The 20,868-nt window shown below is 46.3% G+C and carries 17 protein-coding genes and 1 other RNA gene; 15 read left to right on the top strand and 3 right to left on the bottom strand.

Annotation, left to right across the window (positions count from 1 at the left end):
- Positions 1 to 59 precede the first annotated feature (59 nt).
- The 8 genes from DFP97_RS04475 to rnpB all read left to right on the top strand — a co-directional run bounded on the left by DFP97_RS04475 (position 60) and on the right by rnpB (position 7,784).
- Complete coding sequence (locus tag DFP97_RS04475; protein ID WP_114378766.1) at positions 60 to 875, top strand: pyruvate, water dikinase regulatory protein; 816 nt, start codon at positions 60 to 62, stop codon at positions 873 to 875.
- A gap of 80 nt (positions 876 to 955) precedes the next feature.
- Positions 956 to 1,426 (top strand): YaiI/YqxD family protein, encoded by a 471-nt coding sequence (locus tag DFP97_RS04470; protein WP_114378765.1) that lies wholly within the window; start codon positions 956 to 958, stop codon positions 1,424 to 1,426.
- A 41-nt stretch (positions 1,427 to 1,467) separates the two neighbouring features.
- Complete coding sequence (gene dnaG, locus DFP97_RS04465; protein ID WP_114378764.1) at positions 1,468 to 3,321, top strand: DNA primase; 1,854 nt, start codon at positions 1,468 to 1,470, stop codon at positions 3,319 to 3,321.
- Positions 3,322 to 3,339: 18 nt separating this feature from the next.
- Positions 3,340 to 4,470, top strand: a complete 1,131-nt coding sequence (gene rpoD, locus DFP97_RS04460; protein ID WP_114378763.1) for an RNA polymerase sigma factor RpoD — start codon at positions 3,340 to 3,342, stop codon at positions 4,468 to 4,470.
- 132 nt (positions 4,471 to 4,602) lie between these two features.
- Complete coding sequence (locus DFP97_RS04455; protein ID WP_114378762.1) at positions 4,603 to 5,439, top strand: hypothetical protein; 837 nt, start codon at positions 4,603 to 4,605, stop codon at positions 5,437 to 5,439.
- The gene (locus DFP97_RS04450) at positions 5,439 to 6,221 is read left to right on the top strand and encodes a tRNA (adenine(22)-N(1))-methyltransferase (RefSeq protein ID WP_114378761.1); all 783 of its coding nucleotides are present in this window, start codon (positions 5,439 to 5,441) and stop codon (positions 6,219 to 6,221) included. The genes DFP97_RS04455 and DFP97_RS04450 overlap by 1 nt, the downstream gene beginning before the upstream one ends.
- A complete protein-coding gene (locus DFP97_RS04445) occupies positions 6,188 to 7,309 on the top strand; it encodes a Nif3-like dinuclear metal center hexameric protein (RefSeq protein ID WP_114378760.1) in 1,122 nt (373 codons plus the stop codon). Before DFP97_RS04450 ends, DFP97_RS04445 begins: the two co-directional genes overlap by 34 nt.
- 67 nt (positions 7,310 to 7,376) lie before the next feature.
- Positions 7,377 to 7,784, top strand: an RNA gene (rnpB, locus tag DFP97_RS04440) — RNase P RNA component class A.
- Positions 7,785 to 7,845: 61 nt separating this feature from the next.
- On the opposite strand, the gene DFP97_RS04435 is transcribed toward rnpB, so the two are convergent.
- Positions 7,846 to 9,696: a S8 family peptidase gene (locus DFP97_RS04435; protein WP_114378759.1), complete on the bottom strand. Its 1,851-nt coding sequence runs from the start codon at positions 9,694 to 9,696 to the stop codon at positions 7,846 to 7,848.
- A 216-nt stretch (positions 9,697 to 9,912) separates the two neighbouring features.
- Here DFP97_RS04435 and DFP97_RS04430 point away from each other — a divergent pair, with 216 nt between their 5' ends.
- From DFP97_RS04430 to DFP97_RS04420, 3 genes are read left to right on the top strand one after another with little or no spacing between them, the layout of a single operon-like run.
- Positions 9,913 to 10,413: a YpuI family protein gene (locus tag DFP97_RS04430; protein ID WP_114378758.1), complete on the top strand. Its 501-nt coding sequence runs from the start codon at positions 9,913 to 9,915 to the stop codon at positions 10,411 to 10,413.
- A 54-nt stretch (positions 10,414 to 10,467) separates the two neighbouring features.
- Positions 10,468 to 10,680 carry a DUF1540 domain-containing protein gene (locus DFP97_RS04425; RefSeq protein WP_114378757.1) on the top strand — a complete coding sequence of 71 codons (213 nt, stop codon included), beginning with the start codon at positions 10,468 to 10,470 and terminating at the stop codon, positions 10,678 to 10,680.
- Between the two features lie 6 nt (positions 10,681 to 10,686).
- Positions 10,687 to 11,103 (top strand): DUF4190 domain-containing protein, encoded by a 417-nt coding sequence (locus tag DFP97_RS04420; RefSeq protein ID WP_114378756.1) that lies wholly within the window; start codon positions 10,687 to 10,689, stop codon positions 11,101 to 11,103.
- Positions 11,104 to 11,148: 45 nt separating this feature from the next.
- Here DFP97_RS04420 and DFP97_RS04415 read toward each other — a convergent pair whose 3' ends face one another.
- Positions 11,149 to 11,778, bottom strand: a complete 630-nt coding sequence (locus tag DFP97_RS04415) for a GTP pyrophosphokinase (protein ID WP_114378755.1) — start codon at positions 11,776 to 11,778, stop codon at positions 11,149 to 11,151.
- 157 nt (positions 11,779 to 11,935) lie between these two features.
- Between DFP97_RS04415 and DFP97_RS04410 the strand changes: the two genes are divergently transcribed.
- From DFP97_RS04410 to helD, 3 genes are read left to right on the top strand one after another with little or no spacing between them, the layout of a single operon-like run.
- A complete protein-coding gene (locus tag DFP97_RS04410) occupies positions 11,936 to 12,724 on the top strand; it encodes an ABC transporter ATP-binding protein (protein ID WP_114378754.1) in 789 nt (262 codons plus the stop codon).
- Complete coding sequence (locus tag DFP97_RS04405; protein ID WP_114378753.1) at positions 12,715 to 15,027, top strand: alpha/beta hydrolase family protein; 2,313 nt, start codon at positions 12,715 to 12,717, stop codon at positions 15,025 to 15,027. Before DFP97_RS04410 ends, DFP97_RS04405 begins: the two co-directional genes overlap by 10 nt.
- A gap of 4 nt (positions 15,028 to 15,031) precedes the next feature.
- On the top strand, positions 15,032 to 17,359 hold the full coding sequence (gene helD, locus DFP97_RS04400) for an RNA polymerase recycling motor HelD (RefSeq protein ID WP_114378752.1): 2,328 nt from the start codon (positions 15,032 to 15,034) through the stop codon (positions 17,357 to 17,359).
- Between the two features lie 2 nt (positions 17,360 to 17,361).
- Here the strand turns inward: helD and DFP97_RS04395 are convergent, their stop codons facing one another.
- Positions 17,362 to 18,255, bottom strand: coding sequence for a helix-turn-helix domain-containing protein (locus tag DFP97_RS04395; RefSeq protein WP_114378751.1), 894 nt, complete (start codon positions 18,253 to 18,255; stop codon positions 17,362 to 17,364).
- A 690-nt stretch (positions 18,256 to 18,945) separates the two neighbouring features.
- Between DFP97_RS04395 and glgB the strand changes: the two genes are divergently transcribed.
- The gene (gene glgB / locus DFP97_RS04385) at positions 18,946 to 20,853 is read left to right on the top strand and encodes a 1,4-alpha-glucan branching protein GlgB (RefSeq protein WP_114378749.1); all 1,908 of its coding nucleotides are present in this window, start codon (positions 18,946 to 18,948) and stop codon (positions 20,851 to 20,853) included.
- Positions 20,854 to 20,868 lie beyond the last annotated feature (15 nt).

The following is a 20,868-nucleotide window of genomic DNA, read 5'->3' as shown; positions in this document are numbered from 1 at the left end:
GAATGATAAACAACTCCTTGTCAGTTTCTTGCCATTAAGCGTCAGGAGGATGATTGCTCATGTCTAAAGGAAATCCCGAAGTTGTAGTGTACGTCGTATCTGATGCTGCCGGAGATACGGGGGAGCTTGTTGTACGAGCGGCAATCGCGCAATTTCATCCGATTAGCGCGGAAATTCGCCGCTCTCCTTTTATTACGGATGATGCAGGCTTACAGCGAATTGCACAACAAGCAAAGCAAATCGATGCTATCGTGTTGTACACACTAGTCATTCCGCACCTGCGTGACAGTATGCGGAGGTTAGCGGAATCAAGCGGCATCGTGGCGATTGATCTTTTAGGCTCCTTTATAGAAACGCTTGAGATGCGCACAGGGAGAAAATCGCGTCAGGAACCGGGTCTGAACCATGTGCTGGACGCGGATTATTTCCGCAAAGTAGAAGCCGTTGAATTTGCAGTAAAATATGATGATGCCCGAGATACGTCTGGTGTTCTAAAAGCAGACATCGTGCTCGTCGGCGTTTCACGTACTTCAAAGACACCATTGTCCATGTATTTGGCGCATCAAAAATTCAAGGTTGCAAACGTACCGCTCGTACCGGAGCTGAAGCCTCCCGATGAGCTGTTTAAGCTTCCGAAGCGCAAGGTTATCGGACTAACAATTGGTGTACCCTATTTAAATACCATTCGTAAGGAACGGTTAAAGGCATTAGGTTTGCCGAACAATGCTTCCTATGCAACTACGGACCGGATTGAAAAGGAACTCCAATATGCCGATACGATTATGAAGCAGCTCGGATGTGTTGTGATTGATGTCTCTCATCGTGCAGTGGAGGAAACGGCCAGCCTAATTATGGAATATGTACGAACGTCATAATGGCAGCATGCAGGATTTTTTGCGGATTTGCCGTATATAATAGTACAGGATATGAAATTGAATTCGAGCGGTGATCAATTATTCGGCTAGAGCAACCAACCATTGTTGTCGACGCAGATGCATGCCCGGTTAAGGCGGAAATAGGTGAAACGGCAAGGCAGTTTTCAGTACGGGTATTGATGGTCGCTTCACATGATCATCGGCTTGAACCGCAACCCGGAATAGAAGTCGTTCAGGTGGACCGCAGCAACCAGTCTGTTGATCTGTACATTGTTAATCATATTGTACGCGGCGATATTGTCGTAACCCAAGACTTTGGACTGGCATGTATAGCGATCGGCAAAGGCGCTATCGTACTGTCTCCTCGAGGAGAGCAGTATACAAACGATAACATCGATTATTTGATGGAACGCAGGCACGAGCTTGCTAAGCGACGACGAAGCGGAGGCAAATCCAGAGGTCCTAAAGCAATGAACAATGATGATCGTGATCGTTTTCAACAAAAGTTGACAAAAGTTTTACGAAATGAGCAGGAGAACCATGACGTATAGCGAATATTATTTACGTGTTACTAGGATGAAGGTGATGAACGATGACATACGGTAATAAAATACCGGAAGAGATTATTGATGCGGTACGCAAGCATCATGACATCGTAGAGACGGTCGGGAAATATGTTCATCTCACGAAGCACGGCAAATATATGAAAGGGCTATGTCCGTTCCATTCGGAGAAAACACCCTCGTTTACGGTTACGCCGGAGCTCCAAATTTACCATTGCTATGGCTGCGGAAAAGGCGGCAATGTTATTCGGTTTATCGAGGAAATGGAAGGCTATTCATTTCCCGAAGCCGTGCGCGTACTCGCTGAGGACGCCGGAATTCCAGTTACCTGGGCATCGCATGACGGCAATAAGAATGCACCTCAAGACGCAGATCGGGCGAAGATCATTGAAGCGCACGAATTGACTGCCAAGCTGTATCATCATGTGCTGAACAATACGAAGCAGGGGCAAACGGCAAAGCAGTATTTGCGGGAAAGAGGGTTAAGCGATAAGCTGATTGATCATTTTATGATTGGTTATGCTCCAGAGGAATGGGATTTGCTGGCACGGTTTTTAACTAATCGCGGCTTTGACCTGGCATTAATGGAGAAAGGCGGATTGTTATCGGCTAAGACGGACGGGAGCGGGTATGTGGATCGGTTTCGCAATCGCATCATGTTTCCGATATGGGATCGAGACGGCAAAGCAACCGCGTTCGCGGGTCGCATTATTGGCGAAGGACAGCCGAAATACTTGAATTCCCCGGAGACAATGCTGTTTACGAAAAGCAGAACACTGTACAACTTGCATTATGCGCGGCCGGCCATCCGTAAAAGTAAGCAAGTCGTATTGTTTGAAGGCTACATGGACGTCATCAAATCATGGAGCGCAGGTGTTAAAAACGGAATCGCAACGATGGGCACTGCGTTGACAGATGAGCATTGCGCTATGCTTAGGCGTCAAGCAGAAGAAATCGTCGTATGCTATGACGGTGACGACGCTGGACAAGCAGCAGCTTACAAATCCATTCCGATGCTGGAGACTGCAGGACTTAAAGTAGCGGTTGCCATGCTTCCAAAGGGTAAGGATCCCGACGATTATATAAGCGAATACGGACCAGAAGCTTTTTTACGGGAAACGATTGACCAACCCGTATCAGTCACAAAATTTAAGCTTATATATTCAAGGAAAAACCATATACTGCTAAAAGAAGAAGGCAGAAAGAATTATCTGCTTCAGGCAGTAGAAATTATAGCGGAGCTTGATTCTTCAACAGAACGCGAGGTCTACTTAAAAGAATTGTCCCGTGAGTTCGAAATCTCGCTTGATTCTTTAAAGCAGGACTGCTATCAAAAGCGGCAGGAGCTGCAAAAAAAGAAACCGCAAGGGGATAATAACGACAATTCGTGGAATAATGGTAGAAATGAAAAGCGCCGTACGTCTGGACCTCCCACGCTTATGCCGGCTTATACACATGCTGAACGAAGGTTGCTTCATGTGATGATGCGCGACAGAGAAGTGGCGCAAGCGGTTCATGACCGGATCGGCGATGCGTTTAATGTGGAGGATCATGCAGCGCTAGCTGCTTATTTATACGCTTATTTTGCACAGGGCTATGATCCGGATGCCAGCCGATTTATTGCGACGCTGCACGACGATCGGCTAGAACGCACGGCTGCATCCATTCTAATGATGGACGGTGACTTCCCGTTCGACGAAACAATAATGAACGCCTATATCCAAGATATTGCAAAGGTTCCGCAATTTCGGGATATCGAGCGTAAAAAAGAAGAAATGGTACACGCTGAACGTACTGGTGATTTTTTGGCAGCAGCACAAATTGCAAGTGAGATTATAACCCTAGAGAGACAGCTTAAAGGACGACAGGACGATCGTTTCTAGGGGGGAGGGAGTCGGAATATGGCGAATGATCAACATACTGAACTAGATACCGAACAAAAACTGGATCATGTGAAGGATCAATTGATCGAGCAAGGCAAGAAGAGGTCTTCTTTGACGTATAAAGAAATTATGGAGAAACTCTCTCCATTCGATCAAGATCCAGAACAAATTGATGAATTTTTTGAACAGCTCGATGATTTTGGCATCGAGGTACTGAACGAAAACGATGAAGATAATCCACTCGCTGCCGGAGGGGAAGAGCAAGAACGTGAGCAGGACGATTTCAACTTTGATGATGATCTGGCATTGCCTCCGGGTATCAAAATCAATGACCCTGTGCGGATGTACTTGAAGGAAATCGGTCGTGTTCCGCTTCTTTCCGCGGATGATGAGGTAGAGCTTGCGCAACGGATCGAAAATGGTGATGAAGAAGCTAAGCGGAGACTTGCCGAAGCTAACTTGCGTCTCGTGGTTAGTATCGCGAAACGTTATGTCGGTAGAGGAATGTTATTCCTTGACTTGATTCAAGAGGGGAATATGGGTCTTATCAAAGCGGTTGAGAAGTTTGACCATCAAAAAGGTTTCAAATTCAGTACGTACGCGACTTGGTGGATTCGTCAAGCCATCACCCGCGCAATCGCTGACCAAGCCCGTACAATTCGGATTCCTGTTCATATGGTGGAAACGATCAATAAATTAATCCGGGTATCCCGTCAATTGCTTCAAGAGCTTGGACGTGAACCAACGCCGGAAGAAATTGCGGCGGAGATGGAGCTCAGCACCGAGAAAGTTCGCGAGATCATGAAAATTGCTCAAGAGCCGGTATCGCTCGAGACGCCAATCGGGGAAGAAGACGATTCCCATCTCGGAGATTTTATTGAAGATCAAGAAGCGCTTGCTCCTGCTGATGCAGCAGCATACGAGCTGCTCAAAGAACAGCTTGAGGATGTTCTGGATACGTTAACCGAAAGAGAAGAGAATGTTCTTCGTCTTCGCTTCGGACTAGATGATGGCCGTACAAGAACGCTGGAAGAAGTAGGCAAAGTATTTGGCGTAACGCGTGAGCGTATTCGTCAGATCGAAGCTAAAGCGCTTCGCAAATTACGTCATCCTAGCCGCAGCAAGCGGTTAAAGGACTTCCTTGAATAAATTGTTTATTTACAATAATGACCTTTCTGCGCGTGCAGCGAGGTCTTTTTTTCTCAGTAACGAATTATACATAGGCTCAGGCCTTGAATCAGAATCAAACTCAAGCCGAGACCGAAAGGAAAACGGACGTCTATGAATCAGGATCGTCGGCAAATTATCGTGAAAGAAATTGATCATTGGCGTCGCAGCAAGCTGCTGCCGGATCAGTATTGTGATTTTCTGCTGAATTTATATGCTGATCAAGATGCTTTACATACTGCGAATGTGCAGCATAGCACGGTTGGTAAAGCTATTGCCGCAGTACAACGGGCGACTGGCTTGCAATGGCTACTTACATTTGGAACTTTTACCTTAATTTCCTTTGTTGTGCTTTATTTTAACGAATTTCATCCGTTATTGCAAATGGCGGTTGTAGGGGGTTCGGTGGCCGTTTTTTTATGGATCGGGCAACGACTTCGCAGCCGGAACGAAGCCGCAGGGTTAGCGCTGACGAGCACGGGAATGCTTCTGCTGCTCGGAGGCGGCTTGTATATGCTGAATGAACACGGGCTGAACGAGTGGGGCTGGAAGACGGCATTGCTTGCTGCCTGCGCGCTGTTCTGGGTTATATATGGTATTGCTGTACGTATCCATCTATTGCATTTATGCGGATGGCTGGCCGCTATTCTTGTTTATGCATGGCTTCTGTCGCAATTCATGATTGATTCCAAGTGGTATGAAATTCAGTTATACTGGCTACCTATCGCTTGTTTATTCGGCTGGAGCAGTTGGTTCGTTAACCGCTGGTCTAAGCCCGTTTCTGCTGTTTTGTTTTTAACTTGCTCACTTGTTTGGTTTATGCCAGAGCTGTATGCAATGATGTTTATAGATGATGCGGCAATGCTTCAATTGCAGCTTCTTATCAAGATCGGCATCGGTGGAGGCTTACTATTTTCAATGCGAAAACAATGGATGGTGTGGGTTGTATAATGTTAAAACTATCTAGACGTCTGCAATTGATTGCGGATTTTGTAACTGCAGGCTCTCGAATTGCCGATATAGGTTCGGATCATGCGATGCTGCCTGTATATTTGCTTCAAATCGATAAATGCCCTAGCGCTATTGCGGGTGAATTGAATCGTGGGCCATATGAGGCTGCACGAAAGCAAGGGGCAGATGCCGGCTTGTCGTCACGTTTGACAGTAAGACAAGGCGATGGATTAAGTGTTCTTGAGCCTGGAGAAGCAGACACAGTAACGATAGCTGGCATGGGCGGCAGCTTAATGAGCGACATTTTGGAGGCTGGCTATAAGGCTGGCAAGCTTGTAGGGGTTAAAGAGCTTGTGCTGCAGCCTAATGTAGGTGAAGAATTAGTGCGGGCTTGGTTGCTGGAGCGCAGCTGGTATTTGGCAAAAGAATGCATTATTGAGGAAGACGGCAAAATTTATGAGATTATGCATGCTGTCAGATCGGCTGAAGCAGATGCTCTAAATGCCCAATTGTATAATGGTGACTTCTTGCCGCTAATGCTTTCCAAAGAGACCGAATATTCCGTATTGAAGAAAATGGGGCCTCACTTGCTCCGGGACCCGCAGCCCATTTTATTTAAAAAATGGCGCCATGAGCTGGAGAAGCTGGAGCGAATCTGCAAACAGCTTTCTGGTTCGGATTTACCCGAGTCTGCCCGAAAGCTGGAGCAATTCAAGGCAGAGATCAACGTGCTTGAGGAGGTATTGAAATGTTTGCCCATGGTCAAACCGTTATCCAGTTAATGGAGAAGCTAGCTCCAAAGCATTTTGCAGTTGAAAATGATAAAATTGGACTTCAGCTCGGAACATTGAACAAACCGATAAAAAAAATAATGACTGCGTTGGATGTGACGGATTCCGTTGTCGATGAAGCTGTTGAAGCAGGCGTGGATCTTATCATTGCCCATCATGCTATTATATACCGACCGCTTGCCAAGCTTGATACTTCGACGGCTGCGGGTCAATTATATGAAAAACTCATTAAAAACGATATTGCCGTATATATTTCACATACCAACTTGGATGTAGCCGTTGGCGGAATTAATGATTGGCTTGCCGATTTGATTGGTATCGCGCCTGATGACCGCCAATGCCTGGAGGAGGTCCACACAGATAAGCTGTATAAGCTCGTTGTATTCGTTCCGGAAAGCCATCATGAACAGGTGCTGGAAGCGATATTAAGAGCGGGTGCTGGTGAGATTGGCAGCTATAGTCATTGCAGCTTCAACATAAAAGGGACAGGCACGTTTATTCCCGGCCCCGGCACGAAGCCGTATATCGGCGAACCAGGCAAGCTCGAAAAGTCTGATGAAATCCGAATAGAGACGATCGTACCCTACAGTGTGCACCGAAAGACTGTGCAGGCCATGCTCAAAGCACATCCTTACGAAGAGGTTGCTTATGATCTGTATCCGATGGATTTAAAGGGGCGCTCGTTCGGACTTGGCCGGGCAGGCAAGCTCGGACAACCTATTAGCTTAGGTGAGCTTGCGGAGCAGACTAAGACGATATTCGAAGTTCCTGCCGTTCGGGTTGTCGGACCGCTTGACCGGGTGATCCATAAAGCGGCTGTACTCGGGGGAGCGGGTGCCAAATATGTGCGCCATGCCATTTTCGCCGGGGTGGATGTTCTAATTACGGGAGATGTAGATTACCACACGGCTCATGATGCGCTTGCTGCCGGTATGACAATAATTGATCCTGGTCATAACATCGAGAAGATTATGAAGCAGCGTGTCGCCGACTGGCTTAATGAGCAGCTTACGAACAGCAAATATGAAACGACAGCTATTGCTTCATCCTTAAATACGGAGCCTTTTACCTTCATTTAAGCATATTGGTATTCGTTTCAGGGTTGAGCTTTTGTAAAATACCTTGTATACTTAACGATGCACCCGGAAAGTTTGACAGACAATCGCTGGCGGCCTTGTTGCCGCGAGAGGAAAGTCCGGGCTCCACAGGGCAGGATGCTGGATAACGTCCAGTCAGCGCGAGCTGAAGGATAGTGCCACAGAAATGGACCGCCGATGGCCGGCTTATAGCCGGCACAGGTAAGGGTGGAACCGTGGTGTAAGAGACCACGAGGAGCATAGGTGACTATGTTCCTGGTAAACCCCATCTGGAGCAAGACCGAGAGGACGCAGCAGCCGTTAAGGCTGCAGCCTTAGCCTGAGGCGCGTCCGGGTTGGTTGCTGGAGCCGCTCAGTAATGTGCGGCCTAGATAGATGATTGTCGCTTCATCGTGGGAGGGTCGTTCCCGTTAAAACCACCAGAAGTACAGAACCCGGCTTACGGCAAACTTTCCGCACGAACGAACGTACAAAAAGCACCCTTCGAATGCGAAGGGTGCTTTATTGCGTCAATGAAACTAATTCCGTTCGTATTTAGTTGTGATGTGCTCGAGTCTGCGTTTAACTAGATCGGGATAAGTCTGTAGTGCTCCACCAAACGAGGATGCTGCTTGGAGCGCTTTTTCGACATCGATTTCTCCATAGCCGAAATAATTGTCTTTACCTTCGTCACCTAAATCAATAGCGGATTTCCGCATAATTTCCATTACTTCCACGTTTGAGAGCTCAGGATTTACGGAACGTATTAAACCAGCCAGCGCAGCGACGTGAGGGCTTGCCATCGACGTGCCGGATAGCGCTGCATACTGGCTGCCTGGATACGTACTAGCGATGCTGTCGCCTGGAGCAGCGACGTCAATATAATCACCGTAGTTGGAGAAGGTAGCTTTCTCCTTATTACTGTCGGTTGCCGCTACTGCGAATACTTCCGGATAAGCTGCCGGGTATCCAGGGCGGTCTGTATTGTCATTTCCGCTGGCTGCGATCATGACCACATCGCGTTCATACGCATATTTGATGGCATCATGCAAAAAGTCAGCCTCTGCGTAATTGCCAAGACTCATGTTTATTACCTTGGCGCCATGGTCGACCGCCCAAATAATGCCTTGCGCAACGGTATAGGTAGAGCCTGCACCGCTGCTGTCGAGTACCTTGACCGGCATGATTTTGTTAAACCAAGAGACTCCCGCAACGCCTTCGCCATTGTTAACAGTTGCTCCAATAATTCCTGAAACGTGAGTTCCATGTCCGACATCGTCGTCCGGCTCTGCTTCCTCATCAACCAGATTAATGCCTTCAATGAGCTTGCCTTTTAGATCGGGGTGGTTACTTTGCACACCAGTATCTAGAACCGCAACGATAACCTGCTCGTCACCTTTGGAAACATTCCATCCTTTTTCCGCTTCAATCGAAGGCAAATTCCATTGATATTCTGAATATAAAGCGTCATTAGGCACAATCGATTCTGTCGTTTCATTCGTCAAATATAAATAATGCGGTTCGGTATATTCCGTATTCCAGGATTGTTTAAAATATTGCATGAGCTGCTTCGTTTCGATGTTTTTGGACCGGAATACGAAGGTGTCCCCCATTTTCTTAACGGACTCCGCATTAATTTCATTTTTTATTCGCTGCATTTCAGTGTCTGACAATGGTTTAGTGAAATGAACAACAACATCGCGAACGTGGTAATGGCTCGCGTTCGCGTTATCTTCTCCTGAACGGACGGTCGTATCAACCGTTGAATTTGGCTTAACCGATTCAATTTTGTAATTGCCCTCTGCCGGATACGGAACAAGGCGCAGGTTGCGCATTTGATGCTTTTCAACCGATTTTACGATATCCTGCTTAATTACACCGACCACGCCGATGCCGGTATGCTTTGTGTCGGGCACTCCAAGTACCATATATCTGCTGCCGTCTTTTGCATTGAAAGCGGCGGACTCGTACTTAGCACCCTTGCTCACTTGGGCTTTAGCTTCATCAACAAAAGCTTCTGCTTGGCCATTTGTTGTTTTCGGAATGATGCCGCGACTAACGCTGCGATCGCCGGATATCCAGCTAATGTAGCTCATATGCATATGCTCATGCATCATTTGCTTGATATGCCCATTCGCCTCTGATTTTGAACCCATGCTTGCATTCATGAGCTTTTGAAAATCCTTGGAACATTCCGATGTACAAAGCATGGCGGTCGCGTTCATATCGTTCTGAACCGCTGATAACTTAAGCGTTTGTTCACGTTTTGCTGAGAAGTTGGCTGATCTCGGTGTTTTTTCAGCATCATTAGGGTTGAAAATTGGCGTTGTAGGTATAAGTAGTGCAGCCACGGCTAAAATTGTAAAGGCACCAATCCAATAATTTCGCATACTTGAAACCTCCAGTAATCGTTCTTTTGAAATCTGCGTAAGCCGTTAACGCTTGATCATGAGCCTAAACTATAGGTTCGGGTTTCAGCGAAGAAAATATGCGAGCTAAAGCATCAATCGCCAGTACCACTTCGATGTAATTTGTGGTACGATGTTGATGCTTATAAATTTTTTGTGAAATTCGTTTGTTTGGATTATGAAAGGGGATCTACCTATATGCCATCTGCTAAAGTCAAAGCGCTAACTGAATCAACACGAACGAAGCTTAAAGAAGTGGTAAGCCAGCTGGAACCGTTTCTGAACAGCTACGCTTTGCTCCAATTGACCGGAGAGGACAATGGAGAAGAAGCCCAAACCTTTTACAAAGGCTTGTTATCTGATTTGAGACATTTGTTGGTGTTTTCTGAAGTCTCGGTTGAAAAGCTGGGAGTTCTGCTCAGACGGCCCACTTTCGATACGGATTATGCGGAACGCGTTCTATATGAAGTTTATCACCAATGCGTTAGCGCGTTTTTCTATCCGAAGAACGAGTGTTATTCCGAAGATGGGCGTTATGCTTACACCGGCCAAGATGCTATTCGTTTCCGTTATAAGCCAATCCGCGAATCGCGCGACATTGTACTTGGAATTTCGAAAATTTTCGAGGAGCTTCGTGACGAATTGGCCTATTACGAAAATGACTACATGACGCAGCGCCGCATGCAAGGACAAAAATAAGGCAGAATGAATCACTTCCGGTCAGGGAAACTTGATAATGGAGGTGATTTTTTTATGCCGAAAGGCGTGGCATGTAGTGTAGCAAACTGTAACTTCTGGGAGGAAGGCAACAACTGTGGCGCTAAAGAGATTAAAGTAGAAATCGACCAGCACGCAGGAGTGCGTTTTAACGAAGAGTTTGCTGGAGATGAGCTTGGAGTTTTCCATAAGGATCAGGCGAAGCAATCTGCGGCGACATGCTGCCTCACCTTTAAACCAAAGGAGTGATGGTCGATGGGTAAGTATGAAGAAGATTATAAACGACTGCTGGATGATCGTGATCTGACGGCAGCAGCACACAATCGGGAAGATGCAGCAGGCGATTTAGATAACTTTAACGAAGAAATGGCGGCTGATTTTGCGGTCGGTACTCCCGTTGTTCCAGCAGATCGGAGAGAGGACCGGTATGTAGAAAAACCAGAGCGTGCGGAAACCGATACAGGAGGCCGCGCACTCGGTTGGATAGCACTTGTCTTTGCGTTAGCTTCGTGGTTTATCTGGCCGGTATTGCTTGGAGCAACGGCGGCAGTGCTCGGTTTTATCGCTTTCCGGCAAGGTGCGCGCGCACTCGGTGGTTGGTCTATGGCAATCGGAATTATTGCATTAGCATTAAATTTAGTCATCGTACCCTTTTATTATGCAGTAACCTAAAAAGTAAGAAAAAGCTCCTTCCCATTCCATGGGAGGGAGCTTATTTCATTTCAACGCTTGTTCGCGATGCTTTTGAACCTCTTCATTGAGAGCAAGCATGTGCCTGTCCAGCGAATCAATCATCGATGCCGATCCCTTGAGCTGCTGCTGTATATGTGGCGGAATCTGCTCATTAAATTTATAATAAATCTTGTGCTCCAAGCTTGCCCAGAAATCCATGGCAATCGTTCGAATTTGGATTTCAACCAATACATGCTCTGTCCGATTCGTGAGGAAAACAGGTATTTCAATAATCAAATGAATGCTTTGATAGCCATTAGGCTTTGGATTTTTTACATAGTCCTTTAACTCGACGACGCGTATGTCGCTTTGCTTGCTAATCATCTCGACGATATGATAAATATCAGTCGAGAAGGAGCAAATGACTCTAACGCCCGCAATATCGCGTATATGGGCTTTGGCATCCTCAAGTGTAATGTCAAGACCTTTGCGGCGGAGCTTCTGCATGACGCTTTCAGGCGATTTAATTCTCGTTTTCATATGTTCAATAGGATTATAATCATGAATAAATTGAAATTCTTCATTTAAAATGTTTAGCTTCGTTTCCACTTCATCAAGAGCAAATTTATAAGTCAGAAAAAAATGAGCCCATTGCTTCAACTGTTCGCTTTTCATACGGTAATCACTCCTGAGATAACAATTATGTGTAATGGCAAGACGCTGTTGAACGGTTATGGTTGGACGAGGAACGTTGTAATATAATAATGGTCGATAATATATTCGAAGTCAAATGGAGCGGCTTTGAGCATGTAGCGGATGGGAGAATTTACGGATGATTATAGATATTAATAACGTTTCGTGGGATCGCGGGGACAAAACGATTTTACACAAAATAGATTGGCAGGTCAGGAATGGGGAGCACTGGTGTTTGCTAGGGCTAAACGGATCGGGCAAAACCACTCTTTTAAACATGATTAACGGATATATTTGGCCAACTGATGGCAAAATGTCCGTCCTTGGCCAAACATTCGGTGAATTTGATTTGCGTGAGCTTCGCAAAAGAATCGGCTGGGTCAGCACTTCTTTGCAGCAAAAGCTGTACGGCAGTGAAACGGCGCTAAAGATCGTCCTGAGCGGCAAGTTTGCGACCATTGGATTGTATGATCAAACGGATGAGGAAGATCTGAATAAAGCAGAGTCGCTCTTGAGGTCGCTAGGCTGCGCTGCCCTGATTACGCGGACTTATGATACGCTCTCTCAAGGTGAGCGGCAGCGTGTGCTTATTGCCCGGGCACTTATGGCTTCTCCCAAACTGCTTATTTTAGATGAACCTTGCACAGGTCTTGATGTGTTTGCTCGCGAGCAGCTGTTGCACATGATTACAGCAGTTGCCGAACAAAAGGAGGCTCCAACTATTGTATATGTAACTCACCATGTCGAGGAAATTTTGCCGTGCTTTTCGAAGACGCTTTTAATTAAGGATGGACAAGTTTTTGCGGCAAAAGAGACGGCGGATGTGTTGACTTCTGCCACGATGAGCGAGTTTTTCGGTGTTCCAGTCCAGATCGAACGGCAGTTAGGAAGAAACTGGTTATCCGTCAAGGGGGATTTATGGAACTAACGCTGCAAGAAGCAGATCAGCAGCTGCCGGGTCGAAGCAAGATGCAAAAAATGAGAGCTTGGATCAGAAGCAGATACGTCATGAGGAACAACCGGGATACGTTTGTATGGCGCATTGCTGCCGGAAGTACCGCATTGTTCGGATCGCTCTCTATGCTTACTGCTGTGCTTGGTATGCCGACCGGCTTCGGCACTTTAATCGATATTATTGTTTTTTTAACGGCTAATGCTGCTGCGATGGGTATATGTACGATACTGTTATCATTAATATTATCAATTTTGTATGTTCCTTTGCCGCGACGCTTTATTGCCGTATGGCTCTACGTTGGTATTGAAACCTATTTGATATTATATTTCGCGGAACTAGGCATACTTATGTCTGTTGTCTTTTCGATTGCATTCACAGTTATGGGCGCTTTGGCAGGCTGTTTGTTAGGCTTGCTCTTGCATCTTAGGATTAATGCTCAAAGCAAGGCTTTAATTGCGCTAATTTTTGCCTGTATGGTTGCTTCTTTATCTGTTACCATTGATTGGGCTATACCTGCATCCGTTCCGCAGAGGGAAGCGGCGCAAGACGATCAAGCTAATGCGCATGTTGAAGCCATTCAGGCATCAAACCCGGCTGAGCAGGGCAGCTTCAACGTCCAAACATTCACTTATGGCAGCGGAAAAGATAAACATAGAACTATGTTTGGTGATCAGGTTGATGTGCAGACTGCCGCTGTTGATGCATCCGGATATATCACGAGATGGCCGGAACTCAAAACCCGTTTCTGGGGGTTCGATGAGCATGCGCTGCCTCTAAATGGCCGTGTATGGATGCCGGCAGGGGAAGGGGCGTTTCCGCTTGCGCTTATTGTACACGGCAATCATCTAATGGAGAACTTCTCGGATGGCGGGTACGGCTATTTGGGTGAATTACTTGCAAGCAAAGGAATAATCGCTGTATCAGTAGACGAGAATTTTCTTAATTATTCCGTCTGGTCCGGCATCCCGAATCACGATATGAAGATGCGGGCTTGGATTCTGCTTAAGCATTTGCAGCAAATACAGCTTTTGAACGAACAGACCGGAAATCCTTTTTCCGGTCGGGTAAATATGAGTAATGTTGCTTTAATCGGCCATTCACGCGGCGGTCAGGCAGTTGCTATGGCGGCAGACGCGGATCGGTGGTTTAAAGACGACAAAACGCTGGAAAGCCTGGAAGATGTGCAGATTCAATCTGTCGTGGCGATCGCGCCGACAGACAAAAAAGTGGACGATAAATCCGCTCGTCTGTTTAATGTCAACTACTTGACGCTTCAGGGTGCAAGAGATGCTGATGTAAACAATTTCTATGGCGATAGACAATACAGCCGAACTTCGTTTGGCCAGCAAACGGATAAATTTAAAGCAGCGTTATATATTGCGGATGCCAACCACAGTCAGTTCAATACAGATTGGGGTAGTATGGATGAACACCCGCCGGGCGGTCTGTTCTTGAACCGCGACGGGCTGCTTGCAGCCGAGGAGCAGCGACTTCTTTCGAAGGTATATGTTACTGCCTTTTTGCAAATAACTCTCCTTGGCCATTCCGAATACGGCTCTTTATTTCGCGATTACCGCCGCGGCATTAGTTGGCTGCCGAACACCGAATATATAAGCCGTTATGAAAAGAGTGGCTTTGAAGAAATCACGCGATATGAAGAAGGCTCTGGAAAAACGGCGTTGAAGGATGGCGGTAAGGCAACAGCTGCCGGTATGACGGATTGGCAAATAACATATGCCGAGGATCGCGACGGTAAAAATAAAGGAACAAAAGGCATCGAGCTGGAATGGTCCCGTCCGGGGGCGCAATATGAGCTTGAGCTTTCGCCGGAAATAACCCGCCGTGCGGATGGGATGACGGAGGCTAGTCTCGTTTTCTCCATGGCTAATCTAGAGCGTGATTTGTCTGGAGGGAAGGATAAGGCTGATAAAAGGGCAGAAGACGGGATCGTCAAGCTGCCTCCGCTGCCAGACGTGGAAATAGAGCTTTTATCGGTGCAGGGTGAGATAAGGCAAATCGCGCTTGCCGAAGTCATGCCCGTTCCTCCGTCTGCTTATACCGCATTTATGTCGTTTTCATGGCTTGAGAAGCGAATGAAGAAAGAGAAATATAAAGAATCGACCGAGCCTGTATTTCAGACCTATGTGCTTCCGATCGAACAATTCGGACCGGAGGAGACGCCGATTGATCTTGATGAGATTAGCCGGATAACGTTTCGTTTCGTGAACGGGCCTGGTAAAGTCATGCTTGACGATATAGGTTTTATGAGGGAGTGATCTAATGACGCAAATAAATGAACAGCTGCAACAGGAGCAGCAGCGTGTAGATGATGTGACGACCATTATTCGCACACGTATTGAAGAGCTTCGCAAGCAGGTTGGCATGCTGAAGGGGGATATTGTCGATATTCGTCGAAATTTCTGGGACGATGTGACAGTAAACTTTGAGGATGCTGCAGAAGCCGCCGAGACGCATGCGAGCATGAAGCAGCAGGCTGAGGTGTTATCGGAGAGGGAGCGAAGTCACCGTCATGGGGAGCAGCAGCTAATTACGTTAATGAAGCTGGAGCAGTCACCGTATTTCGGCAGAATCGATTTATTGGAGCAGGGCCAATCGAAAGAGGATTGCATTTATTTAGGAGTCGGTTCCCTTCTTGATGAGAGCGGATTCCATTATTTGATCTATGATTGGCGGGCACCCGTATCCAGTCTTTATTACGATTATGGTCCCGGCCCTGTTCGATACGAGACACCCAGCGGGTCCATCAACAGAGAGATGACGCTTAAGCGTCAATATATGATCCGTGAAGGCCAAATTCGCAGTATGTTCGATACGGGCGTGACAATTGGCGACGAGCTGCTGCAGGAGGTGCTCGGCAAACAGTCCGATGCCCAGATGAAAAGCATTGTAGCAACCATTCAACGGGAGCAGAACCGTATTATCCGGAACGAGCGGGCGAGGCTGCTCATCGTTCAGGGAGCTGCCGGAAGCGGGAAAACGTCTGCCGCGCTGCAGCGGGTCGCTTATTTGCTGTACCGCTACCGCGGGTTGCTGAACGCAGACCAAATCATTTTGTTTTCACCAAATCCGATGTTCAACAGCTATGTGGCGACTGTGTTGCCCGAGCTTGGCGAGCAAAATATGCAGCAAACCACGTATCAGCAATATCTGGAGCACCGGATTGGCAAAACGTTTGCGCTTGAGGATCCTTTTTCGCAAATGGAATATACATTGGCTGCTATGAATGAGCCCGGTTATGAAGTAAGAATAGCTTCCATCAAATACAAATCGGGATTATTATTTATGCGATTGATTGAGAAATATGCCGCGGAGCTTGGTCAATCCGGGCTGAAATTTACGTCTATCACATTCCGCGGAAGAACACTGCTGCCTGAAGCACTCATTTCAGAGCATTTTTATCAACTCGACCGCTCGATCTCTATCGGTAACCGCATGCGTTTAACGGCGGAATGGATATTGAAGGAATTGACAAGATTGAGCCGGGAAGAACGGAATCAAGAATGGGTGCAGCAGAAAATTGAGCTCCTTGACCAAGAAGCTTACGCACACGCCTTTGAAGAGCTGCAGCGGAAAAATCGCTTTGCGGGAGAATCGTTTGATGACTTTGAAGCAGAAAGAGACTTCCTGGCTGCGATGGTCGTGCAGGAGAAGTTTAAAAAACTGCGTAAACGGGTAAAACGACTGTTATTTTTGAACGTGCCAGCGATTTATAAGCGATTGTTTGAGAATGATAACGGATTGTTGGAGCGTCTAACGAACGGGAAGCAGCAGTTACCGGAGAAGTGGGCGGAAATAAGCAAGCAAACGATTGAAATGCTTGATAAAGGCGATATTTATTACGAGGACGCGACTCCGTATTTGTACTTAAAGGAAAAGCTGGAAGGATTCCATACGAATACGGCTGTAAAGCACTTGTTTATCGATGAGGCACAGGATTATTCGTCGTTTCAATATCATTACTTAAAGAGAATTTTCCCGAACTGCAAGATGACCGTGTTAGGTGATTTGAATCAGTCTATCTTTGCACACGCAGTGGCTGGAGACGGGTTTGAGCCGTTGTCGGAGCTGTACAGCGATGAGGAGACGGAGAAGATCGTCTTGACAAGGAGCTATCGGTCCACTCGGCCCATCGTCACCTTTACGAGCCGGATGATAGAAGGGGGAGACAAGATCGAGCCTTTTAATCGAGACGGTGCAGAGCCTACAATAACTTATGCAGCAGACGAGACGCATCTGATACTCGCAATTGAAGAACGAATCGGTCAGCTGCTTCATTCCAGCTATCAATCAATAGCTGTAATTTGTAAAACCGCTGCTGAGAGCAAACGAATGCACCATGCGCTGCAGACGCACATTCCTAAGCTGCGCCTTATCGAGAAAGAAACGGTTACGTTTGAGAAGGGAATAGTTGTTATTCCTGCTTACTTGGCCAAGGGTGTTGAGTTTGACGCTGTTATTATTAGCAATGCGTCAAATGAAAGCTATGGACATGAAAGTGAAAGGAAGCTGTTTTACACAGCTTGTACGAGGGCGATGCATGAGCTTCATCTTGTGTTTACGAATGAGCTCACTTCATTCATCCAGTAGTATTATTTTCTGATTTCGGCCCATATCTCATGGACATCTACTTGAAGCTCCGAGGCGATCAGCTCTGCTGTGAGCCTCTGGGGCTTTAATATTTTTCCGTTGCGCAGCTTGGATATCGTCTGTATGGAAATGCCTGTTAAGGCGGAGAGATGACCCGCGGTAATATCTCTTTTTGCCATCCATATCTTAAGTTTCGTTGCCGAATCGATTTCACTGTCTACCGGTTTTAAATCCCAAATAACGAAAGCAAATTCCTTACTATTGCCGAATCCGTCGTAGATGGGAGTAAAAGTAATTGAGAGCTCCAGCTCAATGCCGCTCATTTTACTCGTTTGCAAAGTGATGCTCTTTTCTTTCTTTTTCGCTGACGCTTCGGCGAATGCTGCCAACATCCGTTCATGCTCGCGCTCCGCAACAAACTGCATTAAATTTTCGTCATCCAGCGTTCGATCCGGCTCGAAAATAACAGGTGTCGAACTTTGGCGAAAATTACGAATATGTAGATATTTGTCGACAACGCCGCTAATTAATACCTTTTTCCGCTCCGATTTCTGTTCAATCCATTTGTAAGGGCTTAAATCATCGAATACAATCAGCGCTCGATTTGATTGATCGGAATTATCCTTGGGTACTGCGCGCTGATCGACACGAACCGGTATCTGCCGGTTGCTTTTCGTTGCAATAATGACTTCGCTCTTCAATACTTGCTTGGTATTGTTTATATTATACCGCTCGAGCAAATATGAACTGCTTATACTTGTCAATTCCTCTAATTCATATCCGACTAGCCTTAAAAAAGCTTCGTTCGCGTCTTCAATTTGAACCTCCCCGTTAAGTTCCCGGAGTAACAACATGGGTTGATCTAATATTTGGAATATACGGTGGTAAATGGGCAATATGTAGCCTCCTCATTTTGCCGGCATGCTGGCATATAATTGTTTAACAGTATAAAATATCGTCTCTTGCCGCACAAGTTCTAGTTTTTAAATCTTGTTAAGCAACAAAAACGACTAATTTGATTTAATTAATTAAACTTGATAGCCGAAATCAGACAAAAGTGGCGCAAGTTGTGACTATTCTAGCCATAATCAGCCAAAATGAACCTACAGCAAGCTTTATTCTGCTTCATTTTCTAGATAATATGAATGGATACAAGCGCAATTGAACCGTTGCTTACAAGGTGAACCACAGGGAGAGACTTGATATGAACCATTGCAGCATTGATAACTGTTTGAAGCCAATCAAAGCAAAGGATCTATGTGCGATGCACCATCAGAGATTGCTGCGCCACGGAGATCCTCATACGGTAAGACCGCGGCGTGTGAAGCAAGAATGTATGTGCAAGTGGGTGAATTGCTCAAAAACGGCGATTACGAAGGGGTTTTGCGCTAAACACTATTACATTCAGAGGGTGATGAGCACAAGTAAGGTAATTATTACTTAATATGGCATTCGCAATTGAGGGTCGAAATCTATGAAAACGGACTGTGTTTTTTTCAAAAAACCATGTATAATTGGAGAAAGTGCTCCAAGTACAGCTGAATTTGACTCATCATTTATTCATCCAAACGGGGGTGAACCTACGAATGGTTCAAACGGCACCTAACGGTATATTAAAGGAAGATTTGTACTTGTTTAACGAAGGCAGCGCTCATCATAGCTACCGGTTTATGGGTGCGCACCCCATCCAAATGGATGGAATTGAAGGTGTTCGTTTTACTTTATGGGCTCCAAATGCAGCCGAGGTTCGAGTCATTGGCGGTTTCAATGATTGGGACGGCAGTAGTCACCGAATGGACCGGGTTGGTTCAACCGGTGTATTCTCCTTATTCGTCGCGGAAATCGGTGAAGGCGAATTATATAAGTATGAGATCATTACGCCCGAAGGTAAGGTGATTCGGAAAGCTGATCCATACGCATTTTTTGGCGAGAGACGGCCGGGAACGGCTTCCATTGTGGCAGATTTGAACGGCTATGCGTGGAAAGACGAAGAATGGTACGCGAAGAAGCAAGCCAAACCTGTTTATACGAATCCGCTTCTCATTTATGAAGTGCATGCCGGTTCATGGAAAATAAAAGGAAAAGAAGATTTTTATACGTACGACGAATTGGCGGAGGATATGATCCCTTATGTTGCAGATATGGGGTATACGCACATTGAACTAATGCCGATATCGGAGCATCCTCTCGATCAATCATGGGGCTATCAAATTACGGGCTTCTACGGAGTAACCAGCCGGTACGGGACGCCAAAGCAGCTGATGCAATTTGTAGACAAATGCCACAGCTTTGGAATAGGTGTTATATTGGACTGGGTGCCCGGCCATTTCTGCAAGGATGATCACGGCTTACGACTGTTTGACGGTACGCCAATCTTCGAGGGCCCAGATCCAATGCGGGCTGAGAAGCCGCTTTGGGGAACGCTTGGATTCGATTTTAGCAGAAATGAAGTCGTCAGCTTTCTCATCTCCAATGCGATTTATTGGATGGATATGTTCCACATCGATGGCCTGCGTGTTGACGCAGTTGCCAGCATGATTAATCTACATATGGATAAACCGCCGCACATGCATACGTATAATTACCTTGGCGGTCCTGACAATCTGGATGCTCTCCGCTTCCTGAAGAAGCTCAATGAAACGGTGTTTCATTATTACCCCGACACGCTTATGCTTGCTGAAGATTCTTCCGCATGGCCTGCAGTCACATCTCCTACCTACATCGGTGGCCTCGGATTTAATTTTAAATGGAATATGGGCTGGATGAACGATATGCTTCGCTACATGGCACTTGATCCATCTGAACGCTCACATCACCATCATTTGATCACATTCTCACTCCTGTATGCATTTTCTGAAAATTATATTCTTCCGCTCTCCCACGATGAAGTGGTACATGGTAAACGATCCTTATTAAACAAAATGCCCGGCACTTATGAAGAAAAGTTTGCTCAGCTAAGGTTGTTTTACGGCTATTGGATGACCCATCCCGGCAAAAAACTGCTGTTTATGGGCAGTGAATGGGGTCAGTTTGATGAATGGAAGGACAGCGATATGCTGGACTGGATGGTGCTTGATTACGATAGTCACCGTACTATGCATCAATACGTGAAGACACTTAACCGCTTGTATAGCAATCAGCCATCCCTGTGGGAGCGGGATAATAATCCTGACTGTTTCCAATGGATTGATGTTCATAATGCGGAACAATCCATCATATCCTTTATCCGTCGCGGAAATTCAGATTTTTCCGTCATTGTTGCCAACTTCTCCAGAAATGACTACCACGATTACCGCATCGGTGTTCCAGAGCCAGGTCTTTACCGCTCTATTTTAAATAGTAACGACCTCCAATTTGGCGGAACTGAAACACAACCGCAGCTTTGCTACAGAAGTGAAAACGTCGCTTGGCATGGTCACAATCAAAGTATTTCGCTTCACTTACCCCCTTTCACTTTCCTATTCTTCATCTTAGAACCGGGGGACACACATTGAGAGGGAGTTGGTGTC

Source organism: Paenibacillus prosopidis (genome assembly GCF_003337375.1).
GTDB classification, from domain to species: domain Bacteria; phylum Bacillota; class Bacilli; order Paenibacillales; family Paenibacillaceae; genus Pristimantibacillus; species Pristimantibacillus prosopidis.
This window is presented reverse-complemented; position numbering and strand designations above follow the sequence as displayed.

Coding starts and splice junctions, on each gene's coding strand:
- DFP97_RS04410 (WP_114378754.1), top strand. CDS start 11,936: ATGATTATAGATATTAATAACGTTTCGTGGGATCGCGGGGACAAAACG.
- DFP97_RS04425 (WP_114378757.1), top strand. CDS start 10,468: ATGCCGAAAGGCGTGGCATGTAGTGTAGCAAACTGTAACTTCTGGGAG.
- DFP97_RS04415 (WP_114378755.1), bottom strand. CDS start 11,778: ATGAAAAGCGAACAGTTGAAGCAATGGGCTCATTTTTTTCTGACTTAT.
- glgB (WP_114378749.1), top strand. CDS start 18,946: ATGGTTCAAACGGCACCTAACGGTATATTAAAGGAAGATTTGTACTTG.
- DFP97_RS04445 (WP_114378760.1), top strand. CDS start 6,188: ATGTTTGCCCATGGTCAAACCGTTATCCAGTTAATGGAGAAGCTAGCT.
- DFP97_RS04475 (WP_114378766.1), top strand. CDS start 60: ATGTCTAAAGGAAATCCCGAAGTTGTAGTGTACGTCGTATCTGATGCT.
- DFP97_RS04430 (WP_114378758.1), top strand. CDS start 9,913: ATGCCATCTGCTAAAGTCAAAGCGCTAACTGAATCAACACGAACGAAG.
- DFP97_RS04420 (WP_114378756.1), top strand. CDS start 10,687: ATGGGTAAGTATGAAGAAGATTATAAACGACTGCTGGATGATCGTGAT.
- helD (WP_114378752.1), top strand. CDS start 15,032: ATGACGCAAATAAATGAACAGCTGCAACAGGAGCAGCAGCGTGTAGAT.
- rpoD (WP_114378763.1), top strand. CDS start 3,340: ATGGCGAATGATCAACATACTGAACTAGATACCGAACAAAAACTGGAT.
- DFP97_RS04435 (WP_114378759.1), bottom strand. CDS start 9,696: ATGCGAAATTATTGGATTGGTGCCTTTACAATTTTAGCCGTGGCTGCA.
- DFP97_RS04450 (WP_114378761.1), top strand. CDS start 5,439: ATGTTAAAACTATCTAGACGTCTGCAATTGATTGCGGATTTTGTAACT.
- dnaG (WP_114378764.1), top strand. CDS start 1,468: ATGACATACGGTAATAAAATACCGGAAGAGATTATTGATGCGGTACGC.
- DFP97_RS04455 (WP_114378762.1), top strand. CDS start 4,603: ATGAATCAGGATCGTCGGCAAATTATCGTGAAAGAAATTGATCATTGG.
- DFP97_RS04405 (WP_114378753.1), top strand. CDS start 12,715: ATGGAACTAACGCTGCAAGAAGCAGATCAGCAGCTGCCGGGTCGAAGC.